This is a genomic window from Streptomyces sp. NBC_00083, from assembly GCF_026343295.1.
Taxonomy (GTDB): domain Bacteria; phylum Actinomycetota; class Actinomycetes; order Streptomycetales; family Streptomycetaceae; genus Streptomyces.
Map to the genome: position 1 here is coordinate 652,576 of NZ_JAPELY010000003.1, position 13,955 is coordinate 666,530.

At 73.7% G+C, this 13,955-nt stretch carries 12 protein-coding genes and 1 pseudogene; 9 read left to right on the forward strand and 4 right to left on the reverse strand.

Going from position 1 to position 13,955, the window contains the following annotated elements; all coding sequences use genetic code 11:
- Positions 1-62: 62 nt before the first annotated feature.
- Together OOJ98_RS26820 and OOJ98_RS26825 are read left to right on the forward strand one after the other, a co-directional pair.
- Positions 63-1,397, forward strand: a complete 1,335-nt coding sequence (locus OOJ98_RS26820; protein WP_267057597.1) for a wax ester/triacylglycerol synthase family O-acyltransferase — start codon at positions 63-65, stop codon at positions 1,395-1,397.
- 29 nt (positions 1,398-1,426) lie between these two features.
- The gene (locus OOJ98_RS26825) at positions 1,427-2,287 is read left to right on the forward strand and encodes an Fpg/Nei family DNA glycosylase (protein WP_267057598.1); all 861 of its coding nucleotides are present in this window, start codon (positions 1,427-1,429) and stop codon (positions 2,285-2,287) included.
- A gap of 43 nt (positions 2,288-2,330) precedes the next feature.
- Here the strand turns inward: OOJ98_RS26825 and OOJ98_RS26830 are convergent, their stop codons facing one another.
- A complete protein-coding gene (locus OOJ98_RS26830; RefSeq protein ID WP_267057599.1) occupies positions 2,331-2,948 on the reverse strand; it encodes a zf-HC2 domain-containing protein in 618 nt (205 codons plus the stop codon).
- 72 nt (positions 2,949-3,020) lie between these two features.
- On the opposite strand from OOJ98_RS26830, the gene OOJ98_RS26835 reads away from it, so the two are divergent.
- The 4 genes and pseudogenes from OOJ98_RS26835 to OOJ98_RS26850 all read left to right on the forward strand — a co-directional run bounded on the left by OOJ98_RS26835 (position 3,021) and on the right by OOJ98_RS26850 (position 7,131).
- Positions 3,021-3,767 (forward strand): LytTR family DNA-binding domain-containing protein, encoded by a 747-nt coding sequence (locus OOJ98_RS26835; protein ID WP_267057600.1) that lies wholly within the window; start codon positions 3,021-3,023, stop codon positions 3,765-3,767.
- A 45-nt stretch (positions 3,768-3,812) separates the two neighbouring features.
- Positions 3,813-4,166, forward strand: a pseudogene (locus OOJ98_RS26840) (hypothetical protein); the annotation flags it as partial.
- Positions 4,167-4,231: 65 nt separating this feature from the next.
- Entirely contained in the window at positions 4,232-5,908 is a 1,677-nt protein-coding gene (locus OOJ98_RS26845) for a cation acetate symporter (protein WP_267057601.1), read from the forward strand.
- Positions 5,905-7,131 (forward strand): sensor histidine kinase, encoded by a 1,227-nt coding sequence (locus tag OOJ98_RS26850; protein WP_267057602.1) that lies wholly within the window; start codon positions 5,905-5,907, stop codon positions 7,129-7,131. Before OOJ98_RS26845 ends, OOJ98_RS26850 begins: the two co-directional genes overlap by 4 nt.
- A gap of 90 nt (positions 7,132-7,221) precedes the next feature.
- Here the strand turns inward: OOJ98_RS26850 and OOJ98_RS26855 are convergent, their stop codons facing one another.
- On the reverse strand, positions 7,222-7,716 hold the full coding sequence (locus tag OOJ98_RS26855) for a hypothetical protein (protein WP_267057603.1): 495 nt from the start codon (positions 7,714-7,716) through the stop codon (positions 7,222-7,224).
- Between the two features lie 122 nt (positions 7,717-7,838).
- Between OOJ98_RS26855 and OOJ98_RS26860 the strand changes: the two genes are divergently transcribed.
- Complete coding sequence (locus OOJ98_RS26860; protein WP_267058259.1) at positions 7,839-8,045, forward strand: zf-HC2 domain-containing protein; 207 nt, start codon at positions 7,839-7,841, stop codon at positions 8,043-8,045.
- Here OOJ98_RS26860 and OOJ98_RS26865 read toward each other — a convergent pair.
- Positions 7,946-8,569, reverse strand: a complete 624-nt coding sequence (locus OOJ98_RS26865) for a sigma-70 family RNA polymerase sigma factor (protein ID WP_267057604.1) — start codon at positions 8,567-8,569, stop codon at positions 7,946-7,948. The genes OOJ98_RS26860 and OOJ98_RS26865 overlap by 100 nt on opposite strands.
- A gap of 325 nt (positions 8,570-8,894) precedes the next feature.
- Between OOJ98_RS26865 and OOJ98_RS26870 the strand changes: the two genes are divergently transcribed.
- Complete coding sequence (locus tag OOJ98_RS26870) at positions 8,895-10,085, forward strand: CapA family protein (RefSeq protein ID WP_267057605.1); 1,191 nt, start codon at positions 8,895-8,897, stop codon at positions 10,083-10,085.
- 16 nt (positions 10,086-10,101) lie between these two features.
- Here the strand turns inward: OOJ98_RS26870 and OOJ98_RS26875 are convergent, their stop codons facing one another.
- A complete protein-coding gene (locus tag OOJ98_RS26875) occupies positions 10,102-10,581 on the reverse strand; it encodes a universal stress protein (protein WP_267057606.1) in 480 nt (159 codons plus the stop codon).
- A gap of 71 nt (positions 10,582-10,652) precedes the next feature.
- Between OOJ98_RS26875 and lysX the strand changes: the two genes are divergently transcribed.
- Positions 10,653-13,922 carry a bifunctional lysylphosphatidylglycerol synthetase/lysine--tRNA ligase LysX gene (lysX, locus tag OOJ98_RS26880; protein ID WP_267057607.1) on the forward strand — a complete coding sequence of 1,090 codons (3,270 nt, stop codon included), beginning with the start codon at positions 10,653-10,655 and terminating at the stop codon, positions 13,920-13,922.
- Positions 13,923-13,955 lie beyond the last annotated feature (33 nt).

Consider the following 13,955-nt stretch of genomic DNA (forward strand, 5'->3'; position numbering starts at 1 on the left):
GCTCACCCTGTACGGGCGCCACCGGCGTCGCCCGACCGGCCTCCGAGCGACACGAGGACCCTTTGAGCAGTGAGCTGCTGGCCCCTCTCGACCTGGCGTTCTGGCACCTCGAATCGGCGGAGCACCCCATGCACCTGGGGGCGCTCACCCACTTCGACCCGCTCCCCGCCACCCGGGGCGAGGAGATCCTCGACCTGCTCGCGGCGCGCGCGGCGGCCATCCCGCGGCTGCGGATGCGCGTCCGCGGAGTGTGGCTGCCCGTGGGCGGCGCCGCCTGGGTCGCCGACACGGACTTCGACGTACGCCGTCATGTCAGCGCCGTCCGTCTTCCCGCGGGCGACTTCGCCGCCGAAGCCGCCCGCGCGGCGGGGGAGTTGATGGAACAGCCCCTGGAGCGCGGCCTGCCGCCCTGGCGGATGTACGTCCTGACCGGCGAGCGGGACGCGGAGTTCGCGGTCCTGGTGAAGCTGCACCACGCGCTTGCCGACGGGATGAGCGCGGTCGCCATCGGCGCGGCCGTCCTCGACCAGCTCGCCGTGCCCGGCGCCCGGCGCCCGCACCCCGCGCCGCCCCGCTCCTGGCTGCCGGACCCGCGCCAGGTCGCCGGACTGGCCCGCGAGCGGGTCGGCGAACTCACCCGCGCCGTGGACATCGGCGCCTCCGTGATCCGGGCGAGCCGCCTCGGTCTCGGTGCGGACTCCGCATTGGCCGCCCACTCCAGCGGCACCCGCCGCCTCGCCACGGCCGTCCTCGACCACGACGACGTCCAGCGCGTCCGCAGGGCCGAGGGCGGCACCGCCAACGACGTACTCCTCGCCGTCGTCGCGGGCGGGCTGCGCCGCTGGCTCCTGGAGCGCGACGCCCGCGTCCCCGGCGCCGAACCGCGCGCCCTCGTCCCCGTCTCGCGCCGCCGCCCCGGCGCCCCGGCCGGCTCCGGCAACCGGCTCTCCGCCTACCTGCTCGGCCTTCCGGTCGCCGAGCCCGACCCGCTGGCCCGGCTCACCGCGGTACGCACCGCCATGGACCGCAACAAGGCGGCCGGACCGGGACGGGGCGCCGGAGCGGTCGCCCTGCTCGCCGACCAACTCCCGCCGCTCGCCCACCGGTTCGGTGCGCCGCTCGCCGGCAGCGCGGCCCGCCTCCTCTTCGACGTGCTCGTCACCAGCGTGCCGCTGCCCCGCACGCGGCTCTCGCTCGGCGGCTGCCCCCTGCGCGCCGTGTATCCGATGGCGCCGCTCGCCCGCGGCCAGTCCCTGGCGATCGCGCTCTCCACCTACGGCGGCCGGGTCCACATCGGCCTGGTCGCCGACGGCAAGGCCGTGCCCGACCTCGACCGGCTCGCCGCATCCTTCGGGAAGGACCTGGCGGAACTCCTCGGGGCGAGCGCGGCTCGCTGAGCGCGCCGGGCCGGGGCACCCTGGTAGGTATGCCGGAACTGCCCGAAGTCGAGGCCCTGCGGGACTTCCTCTCCGACCACCTGGTCGGGCAGGAGATCGAGGGCGCCCTGCCCGTCGCGATCAGCGTCCTGAAGACGTACGACCCGCCGTACACCGAGCTGGCCGGGCGCACCGTCACCGGTGTCGCGCGCCACGGCAAGTTCCTCGACATCGACGCCGAGGGTCTTCACCTGTGCGTCCACCTCGCCCGCGCGGGATGGCTGCGCTGGTACGACACGGTGCCCACCGCCCCGCCGAAGCCCGGCAAGGGCCCTCTCGCCCTGCGCGTGACGCTCACCGGGGGCGCGGGCTTCGACCTCACCGAGGCCGGCACCCGCAAGAGCCTCGCCGCCTACCTGGTCCACGACCCGTCCAAGGTCCCCGGCATCGCCCGGCTCGGCCCCGATCCGCTGGCCCCCGGCTTCGGCCGCGACGAGTTCGCCGCGCTGTTCGCCGGTGAGCGGCGCCGGCTCAAGGGCGCCCTGCGCGACCAGTCCCTCATCGCGGGGATCGGCAACGCCTACAGCGACGAGATCCTCCACGTGGCCAAGATGTCGCCCTTCAAGCCCGCCGGCCACCTCACCGACGACGAGATCACCGCGCTGTACGAGGCAACGCGCACCACGCTCACCGAGGCCGTCGAGCGCTCCCGAGGAGTGGCGGCGGGCCGGCTCAAGGCGGAGAAGAAGAGCGGGCTGCGCGTGCACGGCAGGACGGGCGAGCCGTGCCCGGTCTGCGGGGACGTCGTGCGCGAGGTGTCGTTCGCCGACTCCTCGCTCCAGTACTGCGCCACCTGCCAGACCGACGGCAAGATCCTCGCCGACCGCCGCACGTCGAAGTTCCTCAAGTAGCGCGGCCCGGCGCCGCCCGGCAAGCGGAGCCCCGCGGCCGTCCTCACCCGGGGGTGAGCGCCGCGAGCCGTGTGCCGTTCGCCGTCCGCACCTCGAACCGGGCGATCGCGTCCTGCGGCAGGGCCGCCGCGCCCCGCAACCGCACCGGGACGCCCCGCTCGGCCCAGGTCGCCACCGTCTGCCGCGCTCCGTCCCGCCCCACCGCGACCAGCGTGCACGTCCCCGGCGCCGCGCCCGCGAGGGCCAGCTCCACATCCGTGCCCCACCCATGCGCGCCGGTCAGCACGGTCGCCGTCACGCCGGGCGCGTGCGAGGCCGTCCGCCACTGCGGAGCCGCGGGTTCCAGTACCGCGCCGACCCCGCCCGCGGCCAGCGCCGCCGCCGCGGCCACCAGGGCGATCCGCACCGCGCGCCCCCGCCGGCGCCGCCCCGCCACCAGCGCCGTCATCCGGTGCAGCAGCTCCGGCTCCACCGGTCCTGCCGGCACACCACCCCGCGCCACGTACGCGGCGAGCAGCGCCGTCACGCCGCCGAACTCGGCGAGCAGCGCCCGGCAGGGGACGCAGCCGACGAGGTGCTCCTCGTAGCGGAAGGCGTCGGCGGCGCCCAGCACGCCGAGGGCGTAGGCCCCGGCGTCCTGGTGGATCTGCGGCGAACTCATGCCCTCAGGTACGCGGAAACCGTGCCGAACACTCAAGACACACCGGCGCCCCCGCCCCTAAACTCCGGCCCCATGCTGCGCGTACTGGCGGTCGACGACGAAGCCCCCGCCCTCGAAGAGCTCCTCTACCTCCTGCGCTCCGATCCCCGCGTCCACAGCGCCGAAGGCGCCACCGGCGCCACCGACGCCCTGCGGTTGATCGGTGCGGCGCTCGACGCGGGGGAGGAGGGGGAGCGCGGCGTGGACGTGGTCTTCCTCGACATCCACATGGCCGGCCTCACCGGCCTGGACATCGCCCGCCTGCTCGCCGGGTTCGCCCGGCCGCCCCTGATCGTCTTCGTCACCGCGCACGAGGGCTTCGCCGTGCGGGCCTTCGACCTCAAGGCCGTCGACTACGTCCTCAAACCGGTCCGCAGGGAACGCCTGGCCGAAGCGGTCCGCCGGGTCGCCGAACTCGTCGGCGACCGCGCCGCCACCGTGCAGGAACCCGACCAGATACCGGTCGAACTGGGCGGTGTCACCCGCTTCCTGCCCATCGACTCCATCGCGTACGCCGAGGCGCAGGGCGACTACGCCCGGCTGCACACCGCCCGCGGCAGCCATCTCGTCCGGATCCCGCTCTCCACCCTGGAGGAGCGCTGGCGCAGCCGGGGCTTCGTCCGGATCCACCGCAGCCACCTCGTCGCGCTCGACCGGATCGACGAACTCCGCCTGGACGCGGGCAGCATGAGCGTGCGGGTCGGCGACGCCGAGCTGCCCGTGAGCCGCCGCCACGCCCGCACCGTGCGCGACCGCCTCCTGCGGCGCGCTCCCCACTGACCTGGCCCTTTCGCGATGGGCCGGGCGCTGCGTACACTCCGCGCCATGCCCGGGGAGCAGGTGGCGCGACGCGAGACGGTCACGGGGGAGCCGAGGCGGGTCCGCCCGCTGCCGCGCCACCGCGCCCAGTCCGAGATCGACGAGCAGACGGCGCTCGGCGGCGCGTACGTACGCTCCCTGATGCGTGGTCAACTCCGCGCAGCGCTGAGCGGGTTCGGGGTCCTCGCGCTCACCGTCGCCACGCTGCCCCTGGCCTTCCGCGCCCTCGACGACGACGCCGTCACCTGGTGGGTGCTCGGCTTCGGCCTCTACCCGCCGCTCGGCCTCATCGCCTGGTGGTACGTGCGCACCGCCGAGCGCAACGAACGCGACTTCGCCCGCCTCATAGCGGACCGCCCCACGGAAGGCCGCCCCACGGGGGACCGCCCCGCCGACGGCCTCCCGACGCAAGGGCGTTGCGCCCCGTGAGCCAGACGTACGCCGTGGTGGCGGTGGCCACCGTCGTGCTCGCCACCGTCCTCGTCGGCGGGTTCGGCCTGCGCCTCTCGCGCACCACCTCCGACTTCTACGTCGCCTCCCGCACCGTCGGCCCGGCCCTCAACGCGGCCGCCATCAGCGGCGAATACCTCTCCGCCGCCTCCTTCCTCGGCATCGCGGGCCTCGTCCTGGTGCAGGGCCCGGACATGCTCTGGTACCCGGTCGGCTACACCGCCGGCTACCTGGTGCTGCTGCTGTTCGTCGCGGCCCCGCTGCGCCGCTCGGGCGCGTACACCCTGCCCGACTTCGCCGAGGGCCGGCTCGAATCGCGCGCCGTGCGCCGACTGGTGAGCGTGTTCGTGGTCGGCGCGGGCTGGCTGTACCTGGTGCCCCAACTCCAGGGCGCGGGGCTCACGTTGAAGATCCTCACCGGGGCTCCGGGCTGGCTCGGGCCGGTGCTCGTCGCCGGAGTCGTGGTCCTCGCGGTCGCCGCCGGAGGCATGCGCTCCATCACCTTCGTGCAGGCCTTCCAGTACTGGCTGAAGCTGACCGCGCTGCTCATCCCCGTGTTCTTCCTGGTCATCGCGTGGCGGGGCGACGGATCGCCGCGTCCCGTCTACGACGAACCGGCCGCCCTGCGCCACCAGCAGTCCGTCCGCTTCGCCGACCCGCTCACCCTGCGCCTGACCGAGCCCCTGCCCGTGCACGCCAGCGGCACCGTCGACGGCCGGCGTTACGGCGGCGGGCCGCTGACGCTCGCCGCCGGCGAGCACCGCGTCGAGGCGGGCACCCGGCTCGACCTCGCCGCCGCGGCCCGCGTCCCCGGCAGCGCCACCCGCACCGCCCATCCGCTGTACGCCACGTACGGACTCATCGTGGCGACGTTCCTCGGCACCATGGGCCTGCCCCATGTCGTGGTGCGCTTCTACACCAGCCCCGGTGGCCGCGAGGCCCGCCGCGCCACCGTCGTCGTGCTCGCCCTCATCGGCGCGTTCTATCTGCTCCCACCCGTCTACGGCGCGCTGGGACGGCTGTACGCACCCGAACTGGCCCTCACCGGTGACGCCGACGCCGCCGTGCTGCTCCTGCCCGAGCGACTGGTCGGCGGCCCCGGCGGCGACCTCCTGGGCGCACTGGTCGCGGGCGGCGCCTTCGCCGCGTTCCTGTCGACCGCCTCCGGCCTGACCATGGCGGTCGCCGGTGTCCTCACCCAGGACGTGCTGCCCTCACGCGGCGTCCGCCATTTCCGCCTCGCGGTTCCCCTCGCCATCCTGGTACCGCTGTGCGGTGCGCTCCTGGTCAGCGCGGTGCCCGTCGCCGACGCCGTCGGCATGGCGTTCGCGGTGTCGGCCTCCTCGTTCTGCCCGCTGCTCGTGCTCGGCATCTGGTGGCGGCGGCTGACCCCGCCCGGCGCGGCCGCGGGGCTCCTCATCGGCGGGGGATCGGCGCTGGTCGCCGTCGCCGTCACCGCACTCGGTGCGGTCCCGCCCGGCCTCGCGCACGCGCTGCTCGCCTGGCCCGCGGTGTGGTCGGTGCCCCTCGCGTTCCTCACCATGGCCGGGGTCTCGCTCGCGACCCCGGGACGCGTCCCGCCCGGCACCAACGCCGCCCTGGCCCGCTTCCACCTGCCCGAGGCGGCGGTCCGCCGAGGAGGCCCCCGATGACCCTTGCCGCGCTGCTCTTCCTCGGCCCGCTGCTCGCCGCGGCGGGGTTCCTGCTCGGCCGCCGCACCGCGCGCCGGTCCCGCCCCAGCGACGTGGGGACCCCCGTCGAACACGCCACCTTCGAGACGCTGCACACCGCCTCGCTCGCCGCGCCCCCGCTGCGGGCCGGGCTCACCGCGGAGGCCGCCCGCAAGTCCGCCCGCGGTCTGCGCTCCCTGCTCGGCACCGACGCGCTCTGCCTCACCGACCGCGACACCATCCTCACCTGGGACGGCGCGGGGGAGCAGCACCACGGGCCCCAAGTGATGCGCCAGATAAGGACGTTGCTGGACACCGGACGCGACAGGGCCTTCGCGCTCTCCTGCGACGACGCGGACTGTCCGCTGCGCTGGGCGGTGGCCGTCCCGCTCACGGTGGACCACCGGGTGCTCGGCGTGCTGGTCGCCTACGCGCCCCGGGAGTCGGCGGTCCTGGCACGCGCGGCCGGCGAGGTCGGCCGATGGGTCTCGGTCCAGCTGGAGCTGGCCGAGCTCGACCGCTCCCGCACCCGCCTCATCGAGGCCGAGATCAAGGCGCTGCGGGCCCAGATCTCCCCGCACTTCATCTTCAACTCCCTCGCCGCGATCGCCTCGTTCGTCCGCACCGATCCCGAACGCGCCCGCGAACTCCTGCTGGAATTCGCCGACTTCACGCGCTACTCGTTCCGCAGGCACGGTGAATTCACCACGCTCGCCGAGGAGCTGCACTGCATCGACCAGTATCTGGCCCTGGTGCGGGCCCGCTTCGGCGACCGGCTCCTGGTCACCCTGCAGGTCGCCCCCGAGGTCCTCCCGGTCGCCCTGCCGTTCCTCTGCCTCCAGCCGCTGGTGGAGAACGCGGTCAAGCACGGCATAGAGGGCGCGGTCGTCCGGCCCCCCGGCGAAGCCCCCGCCCCCGTGCGCGCGGAGAACGCCGCCCTGCGCATCACCATCAGCGCCCTGGACGCGGGCAACGAGGCCGAGGTCGTCATCGAGGACGACGGCGCGGGCATGGACCCCGAACGCCTGCGCCGCATCCTGCGCGGCGACGGCGAGCCCTCGGGCGGCATCGGCCTGCTCAACGTCGACGAACGGCTGCGGCAGGTCTACGGCGACGCGTACGGCCTGGTCATCGAGACCGGCGTCGGCGCGGGCATGAAGGTGACGGCGCGCATCCCCAAGTACCGTGCGGGCGTGCACAGTTGAGGCGTAGGCCGGTGTGCGCCCCCGGACGCGTGGCCAAACGGGATCAGAGCAGGCGGCCTCGGAACAGGCGGCCTCGGCGCAGGCCGGCCTTCAGAACAAGTGGATGGCCAGGTGGCCCAGCGGAAGGCCGAGTTCCCAGGCCGGCGTCCACACCCGCGGCTCGTCCTCCTCGCGGGAACGGGGATCGACCCCGCCCGGCACCACGGCGTCCAAGTCCGCCGCGAGCAGCTCGGTCTCCTCCAGCCACCGCCAGGCGGCCCGCGCCAGCGCCAGATCGGGCCCCGCCTCCTGATCGAGGGAGAGCCGGTGCAGCCGCCCGCAGACCCAGAGCCGCCAGGGCCGGCCCGCCGCGGTGAGCGAACTCCACTCCTCCAGCCGGGCCACCACCCGCGCCCCGCCGACCGCACCGTCCGACAGGAAGATCGTCAGGGCGAGGGCATGGCGCCCCGCCCGGAACTCCAGTGTCGTCGGCGGCATCAGATCGCCGGTCCGCAGCAGTTCATCCGCGATGTACTCCGCGTACATCCATGCCATCGGCACCACCAGCTCGCCACCGCTGGTCCCGTTGCTTCCCTCCGGACGCATCCTGTCTCGCCTCTTTCATCGACCGTCCCGGCGCTCCCGGGGAGCTCCAGGGAGCATTGAACCGGGGGCGCGTGCCCGCCGTGGCCAGAAGGGCAGGATCCGTCACACGACACGAGGTGCCCATGCATGTGCGGCAGTTGCTCGGCGCCTATGTACTGGGCGCTCTCGCGCCCGGCGAGGACCGCGCCGTCGCCGCGCATCTGCGCGGGTGCGCAGCGTGCCGCCGTGCCTATCTGGAGGTCGCCGAAGCGCCCTCACTGCTCGCCCTGCTCACCGAGGCGGACCTGGAACCCACCGAGGAGAGCCCTTCGGGGCCTGACGCAGAATAGCCGGGCAGCAGCCGGCCGAGCGCACGCAGCGCGTAGTACGAACGGGACTTGACCGTCCCGGGCGGCACACCGAGCGCATCGGCCGCTTCGGTCACGCTGAGGCCGCGGAAATACAACTGCACCAGGACCGCGCGGTGTTCAGGTGTGAGCGACCTCACGGCCGTACGGACGTCGAGGGCCGCGGCGCACCGCTCGCCGGGGTCGCCGCCCTCCGCCGGCGTCGTGAGCAGTACCTCGTCGCCCACCTCGCAGGGGCGCGCGAGCCGGCCGCGCCGCGCGTCGATGGCGAGCCGCCGGGCGACCGTGAAGAGCCAGGGCCGCATCGAGCTGTACGGCGCGTCGAACGCCTCCGGGTGCTGCCAGGCCCGCACCAGCGTCTCCTGCACCAGGTCCTCGGCGCGCTGACGGTCGCCGTAGGTCAGTCCGAGCAGGAACCGCAGCAGCGCGGGGCCGTGCGCACGCTGCAGTTCGGCCAGGTCCCGCTCGCGGGCGTAGCGCCGTATCTCCGCGACCGCCGTCGTCACCGTGCACGCCCTCTCCCCGGAACCCGTCGAACGCTCCGTATCCGAGCGCGTACGGCCGGGGGTGGACAGGGTCCGCGCAGCACGCTGCGACAAGCGGTCGAACCCGGGCGGCGAATGGTGCGGCGAGCGGTCACCGGGGCGCGGCCGGGCGCCGCGGGAGTGCGTCCGATCCAGCGATCTTTAGTCGTATCAACGGCTTTTCGGCTTGACCGGCCGGTTCTCGCGGGGTGGATTTCGGACACACCCCGATCGCATCCGCCTCGCGATCACGCGCCCGCTCGCCCCAGCCCCTCGACCGACCCTCGATCAACGGAGTCCGACGCCGATGCACAAGCCGACCCCACGCGCCCGCCACCGGGCGGCGGCCGTCGCGGCCCTCCTGCTCGCGGCCACGACGGGCTGCTCCGGCGGGCCCCGGCCCGCGCACCCGCACGACGCGCAGCACTCGCCGGCCTCCGGCGCCGCACCCGCCCAGCGCCCCTTCACCCTGGTCGCCACCGGCGACGTGCTGCCGCACGACTCGACGATCCAGCGCGCCAAGTCCGATGCCGAGGACGGGAGTTACGACTTCCGGCCGATGCTCGCCGGGGTGAAGCCCATCATCTCCCGGGCCGATCTGGCGATCTGTCACATGGAGACGGTGTACGGCCCCGACGAGGGCCCCTTCACCGGCTACCCGGCGTTCACCTCCCCGCCGCAGGTGGCGGCCGCCCTGAAGGACACCGGATACGACTCCTGCTCGACGGCGTCCAACCACACCCTCGACGACGGCGCCGACGGGCTCGCCCGCACCCTGAAGGCCTTCGACAAGGCGGGCCTGAAACACACCGGCTCCGGCCGCACCGCCGATGAGTCCGCGCGGCCCGCGCTGATGACGGCCGGCGGCGCCAAGGTCGCGCAGCTCGCGTACACCTACGACACCAACGGCTACCCGATGCCGGACGGGCAGCCGTGGGCGGTCCACCTCATCGACCAGAAGAAGATCATCGCGGATGCCAGGGCGGCCCGCGCCGGCGGCGCCGACGTCGTGGTCGTCAGCCTCCACTGGGGCACCGAATGGCAGACCGAACCCGACGAGCAGCAGCTCTCCCTCGGCAAGGCGCTCACCGCGTCGAAGACGGGCGGGCGCCCCGACATCGACCTGATCCTCGGCACGCACGCACACATCCCGCAGCCCTACGAGAAGGTCAACGGGACCTGGATCGTCTACGGGGAGGGCGACCAGATCGCGGGCGAGATGTTCAACGAGACGGGCGCGCGCGACGAGCGCGGCAACATGAGCTCGATCGCCCGCTTCACCTTCACCCCGCCGGCCCGACCCGGCGCACGCTGGGAGGTCGGCAAGGCCGAGTTCGTACCGCAGTGGATCGACGTGGAGCGCGGCCGGGTGATGAGCCTGCCCGACGCCCTCGCGAAGTCCCCCGGCAGCGAGGCCTACACCGCGACACAGCAGCAGATCAGCGAGGCGGTGCTCAGCCGCGGCGCCGCGAAGGACGGCCTGAAGATGTCCCGCTGACCCGGCGGGCGGAGTGCTATGGCACCACGGTCACCGGCCAGCGGCCCGCCTTGACGAGGCGCACGGCCACCGAACCGATGATGCGGTGGCCCGCCGACTCGGACGCGCCCACCACCACCGCGTCCGCCGTCAGCTCGTCGGCCGCGGTCACCAGACCGGAGTAGGGGTCGCCGCGGAAGGTGTGGAACTCCCAGCGGACGTCCCAGATCTCCCGCACCCGTTCCGCCGCGGCCCTGATCTCGGCGACCAGCCCCTCGGCGATCTCCCCGGTGCTGTCGGCGACGGGCGCGCCGAGCGCGGCACCCGCCGGAAGCACCGGCTGGACGTACACGATGGCGAGCAGCGCGTTCTGGCGCCGGGCCAAACCACTGGCGTACGCCGCCGCTCTGAGCGAGGAGTCCGAGCCGTCGACGCCGGCGACGATCACCTTCGGACCGTCGGTGCCGCGCTCGAAACGCTGGGACTCGGGGTGGGGCTGGGGCCGCTGCTCTGTCACGCTGTGAGGCTAACGGGCCGGGTGGCCGCTCCGACAGGCGGCCCGGCGCCGGTCTCCCTAGAGTGCTGAACATGACTGTCAGCGAGACGGCGCCGATACCGTCCAGGACCGGCTTCTCGGGCCGGGTCCCGGAAGGGTTCGCGATGTTCTTCGGCGTGCTCGGCCTGTTCTGCGCCGTCATCGCGCTCATCCCCCCGCTGCGCAGCGGGCTCCACCCCGTCTCGTGGTTCCTGGACCGGGTCACCGTGCCGGTCAGCGCCAACCTCGCGTACGCCGTCTTCCTGCTGCTGCTCGCGGCCGCGATCGGCGCCCGCAAGAAGGTCGCCTGGTGGCTGGTCGTCATCTACCTGGGCCTGCTGTTCCTGCTCGACGTGCTGCTCGTCTCCGTCACCGAATGGGCCTGGATCCCCAACGGCGTCTTCTGCGGCGCGGCCCTGGTGATCCTCGTCGTGGCCCGCAAGCAGTTCTACGCGGAGACCCGCAGGGGCGCCTTCCGCCGGGCCATCGGGGTGCTCTGTCTAGGCCTCGCCGCCGGTGTCCTCGTCGGCTGGGGCCTGGTCGAGCTGTTCCCCGGCACGCTGCCGCGCGGCCAGCGCCTGCTGTGGGCCTCCAACCGCGTCCTCGGCGGGCTCGCGTCGGGCGGCCAGTTCGACGGGAACCCACCCAGACCCCTGTACTTCTTCCTCGGCCTGTTCGGCGCCATCGCGCTGCTGACGGCGGCCTCCACGCTCTTCCGCTCGCAGCGCATGGAAGCCGCCCTGCACGGCGACGAGGAGCCCCGTATCCGGGCCCTGCTCGGCGCGTACGGCCGCCAGGACTCGCTCGGCTACTTCGCCACCCGCCGGGACAAGGCCGTGGTCTTCTCGCCCAACGGCAAGGCCGCCGTCACCTACCGGGTCGAGACCGGTGTGGCGCTCGCCAGCGGCGACCCCGTCGGCGACGCCGGCGCCTGGGGCCCGGCCATCGAGGCCTGGCTCGACATCGCCCGCCAGTACGCCTGGGCGCCCGCCGTGATGGGCGCGTCCGAAGAGGGCGCGACCGCCTACGCACGGCACGGGCTCGGCGCCATCCAGCTCGGCGACGAGGCGATCCTGAACGTCGCCAAGTTCGACCTCGACGGCCGCGACATGCGCGTCACCCGGCAGGCCGTCCACCGCGTCGCGCGGACCGGCGCCACCACCCGCATCCGCCGCCACTCGGCGCTCAGCGACGAGGAGATGCAGCAGATCGTGGACCGCGCCGACGCCTGGCGCGACACCGAGACCGAGCGCGGCTTCTCGATGGCGCTCGACCGGCTCGGCGACCCCGCCGACGGCGACTGTCTGCTCGTCGAGGCCTTCGACGCCGACGGCAAACTGATCGCGCTGCTCTCCTTCGTGCCCTGGGGCCCCGACGGCATCTCGCTCGACCTGATGCGCCGCGACCGCAGCGCCCCCAACGGCGTGATGGAGTTCATGGTCGCCGAACTGTGCGCCGCCGTGCCGAAGTTGGGGGTCCGACGGGTCTCGCTCAACTTCGCGGTGTTCCGCTCGGCCTTCGAGGAGGGCGCCCGCATCGGCGCCGGGCCCGTGCTGCGGCTGTGGCGCCGACTGCTGCTCATCTTCTCCAAGTGGTGGCAGCTCGAAGCCCTCTACCGCTCCAACGTGAAGTACCAGCCCCAGTGGTTCCCCCGCTTCCTGTGCTACGGCGACGCGGGCTCGCTCGCCCGCATCGGCCTCGCCTCCGGCATCGCCGAGGGCTTCGTCTCCGTACCGAGCCTGCGCAAGCTGTGGGGCAAGGGGCGGCCCAGGGGCGTCACCAAGCCCGTCACCACCGCGGGGCTCCCCTCCATCGAGGCGCTCGGCCTCGCCGGCATCGACCCCACCGGGCTGACGGAACGTCAACTCCCGGACCAGGAGCGGGTACGCCACCGCAAGCTGGACCGGCTGCGCGCGGACGGCACCGAGCCCTACCCCGTCGTCATCGCCGCCCGCACCCACACCCTGGCCCGGCTCAGGGCCGCCGGCGAGGGCATGGAGGCCACGGTCGCGGGACGCGTCATGGCCGTACGCGACTTCGGCGGCGTCGTCTTCGCCGTGCTGCGCGACTGGTCCGGCGACCTCCAGGTGGTCCTCACGCGGGAGGGTGCGGGCGCCACCGTCCTCGGCCGGTTCACCCACGACGTCGACCTCGGCGACCACATCACCGCCACGGGCACCACCGCCACCACCGAGAAGGGCGAGTTCTCGCTCTTCGCCACCGGCTGGCAGATGACCGCCAAATGCCTGCGCCCGCTGCCCGACAAGCGACGCGGCCTCGCCGACCCCGAGGCCCGGGTGCGCCGGCGCTACCTCGACCTGGTGGCGAGCCCCGAGGCGCGCGACGTGGTCCGGCACCGCTCCACCGCCGTCCAGGCGCTGCGCCAGGGCCTGCTGGACCGGGGCTACCTGGAGGTCGAGACGCCGATGCTCCAGCAGATCCACGGCGGCGCCAACGCCCGCCCCTTCACCACCCACATCAACGCCTACGACCTCGACCTCTATCTGCGCATCGCACCCGAGCTGTACCTCAAACGGCTCTGCGTCGGCGGCGTGGAGAAGGTCTTCGAGATGGGCCGCACCTTCCGCAACGAAGGCGTCTCCTACAAGCACAACCCCGAGTTCACGATGTTGGAGGCCTACCAGGCCTTCGCCGACTACGACGTCATGCTCGACCTCACCCGCGAACTGATCCAGGGCGCCGCCACCGCCGCCTTCGGCTCCCCGATCGCCCGCAAGGCGGGTCCGGACGGAAAGGTCGTCGAGTACGACATCTCGGGGCCCTGGCCCGTCAAGACGCTCTACGGGGCGGTCTCCGAGGCGCTCGGCGAGGAGATCGGCGCCGACACCGACGAACAGGCGCTGCGCCGGCTCTGCGACCGCGCCGGGGTGCCGCACACCCCGGAGAACACGCGCGGCGACGTCGTCCTCGAAATGTACGAGCGGCTCGTCGAGGAGAAGACCCAGCTGCCCACCTTCTACAAGGACTTCCCGACCGAGGTCTCCCCTCTGACCCGCCAGCACCGCACCGACCCGAGGCTCGCCGAACGCTGGGACCTCGTCGCGTTCGGCACCGAACTGGGCACCGCCTACTCGGAGTTGACCGACCCCGTCGAGCAGCGCCGCAGGCTCACCGCGCAGTCGCTCCTCGCGGCGGGCGGCGACCCCGAGGCGATGGAGATCGACGAGGACTTCCTCGACGCGCTCGAATACGCGATGCCGCCCACCGGGGGCCTCGGCATCGGCGTGGACCGGCTCGTCATGTTCCTCACCGGGCTCACCATTCGCGAGACCCTGCCCTTCCCGCTGGTCCGCCGTAGCTGACCGGGGCCGCGAACGGTACCGCCGGGTGACTCC

Excerpts from the sequence above, each read along its gene's own strand:
- OOJ98_RS26825 (WP_267057598.1), top strand. The coding sequence starts at position 1,427 with ATGCCGGAACTGCCCGAAGTCGAGGCCCTGCGGGACTTCCTCTCCGAC.
- OOJ98_RS26830 (WP_267057599.1), bottom strand. The coding sequence starts at position 2,948 with ATGAGTTCGCCGCAGATCCACCAGGACGCCGGGGCCTACGCCCTCGGC.
- OOJ98_RS26835 (WP_267057600.1), top strand. The coding sequence starts at position 3,021 with ATGCTGCGCGTACTGGCGGTCGACGACGAAGCCCCCGCCCTCGAAGAG.
- OOJ98_RS26850 (WP_267057602.1), top strand. The coding sequence starts at position 5,905 with ATGACCCTTGCCGCGCTGCTCTTCCTCGGCCCGCTGCTCGCCGCGGCG.
- OOJ98_RS26855 (WP_267057603.1), bottom strand. The coding sequence starts at position 7,716 with ATGCGTCCGGAGGGAAGCAACGGGACCAGCGGTGGCGAGCTGGTGGTG.
- OOJ98_RS26860 (WP_267058259.1), top strand. The coding sequence starts at position 7,839 with ATGCATGTGCGGCAGTTGCTCGGCGCCTATGTACTGGGCGCTCTCGCG.
- OOJ98_RS26870 (WP_267057605.1), top strand. The coding sequence starts at position 8,895 with ATGCACAAGCCGACCCCACGCGCCCGCCACCGGGCGGCGGCCGTCGCG.
- lysX (WP_267057607.1), top strand. The coding sequence starts at position 10,653 with ATGACTGTCAGCGAGACGGCGCCGATACCGTCCAGGACCGGCTTCTCG.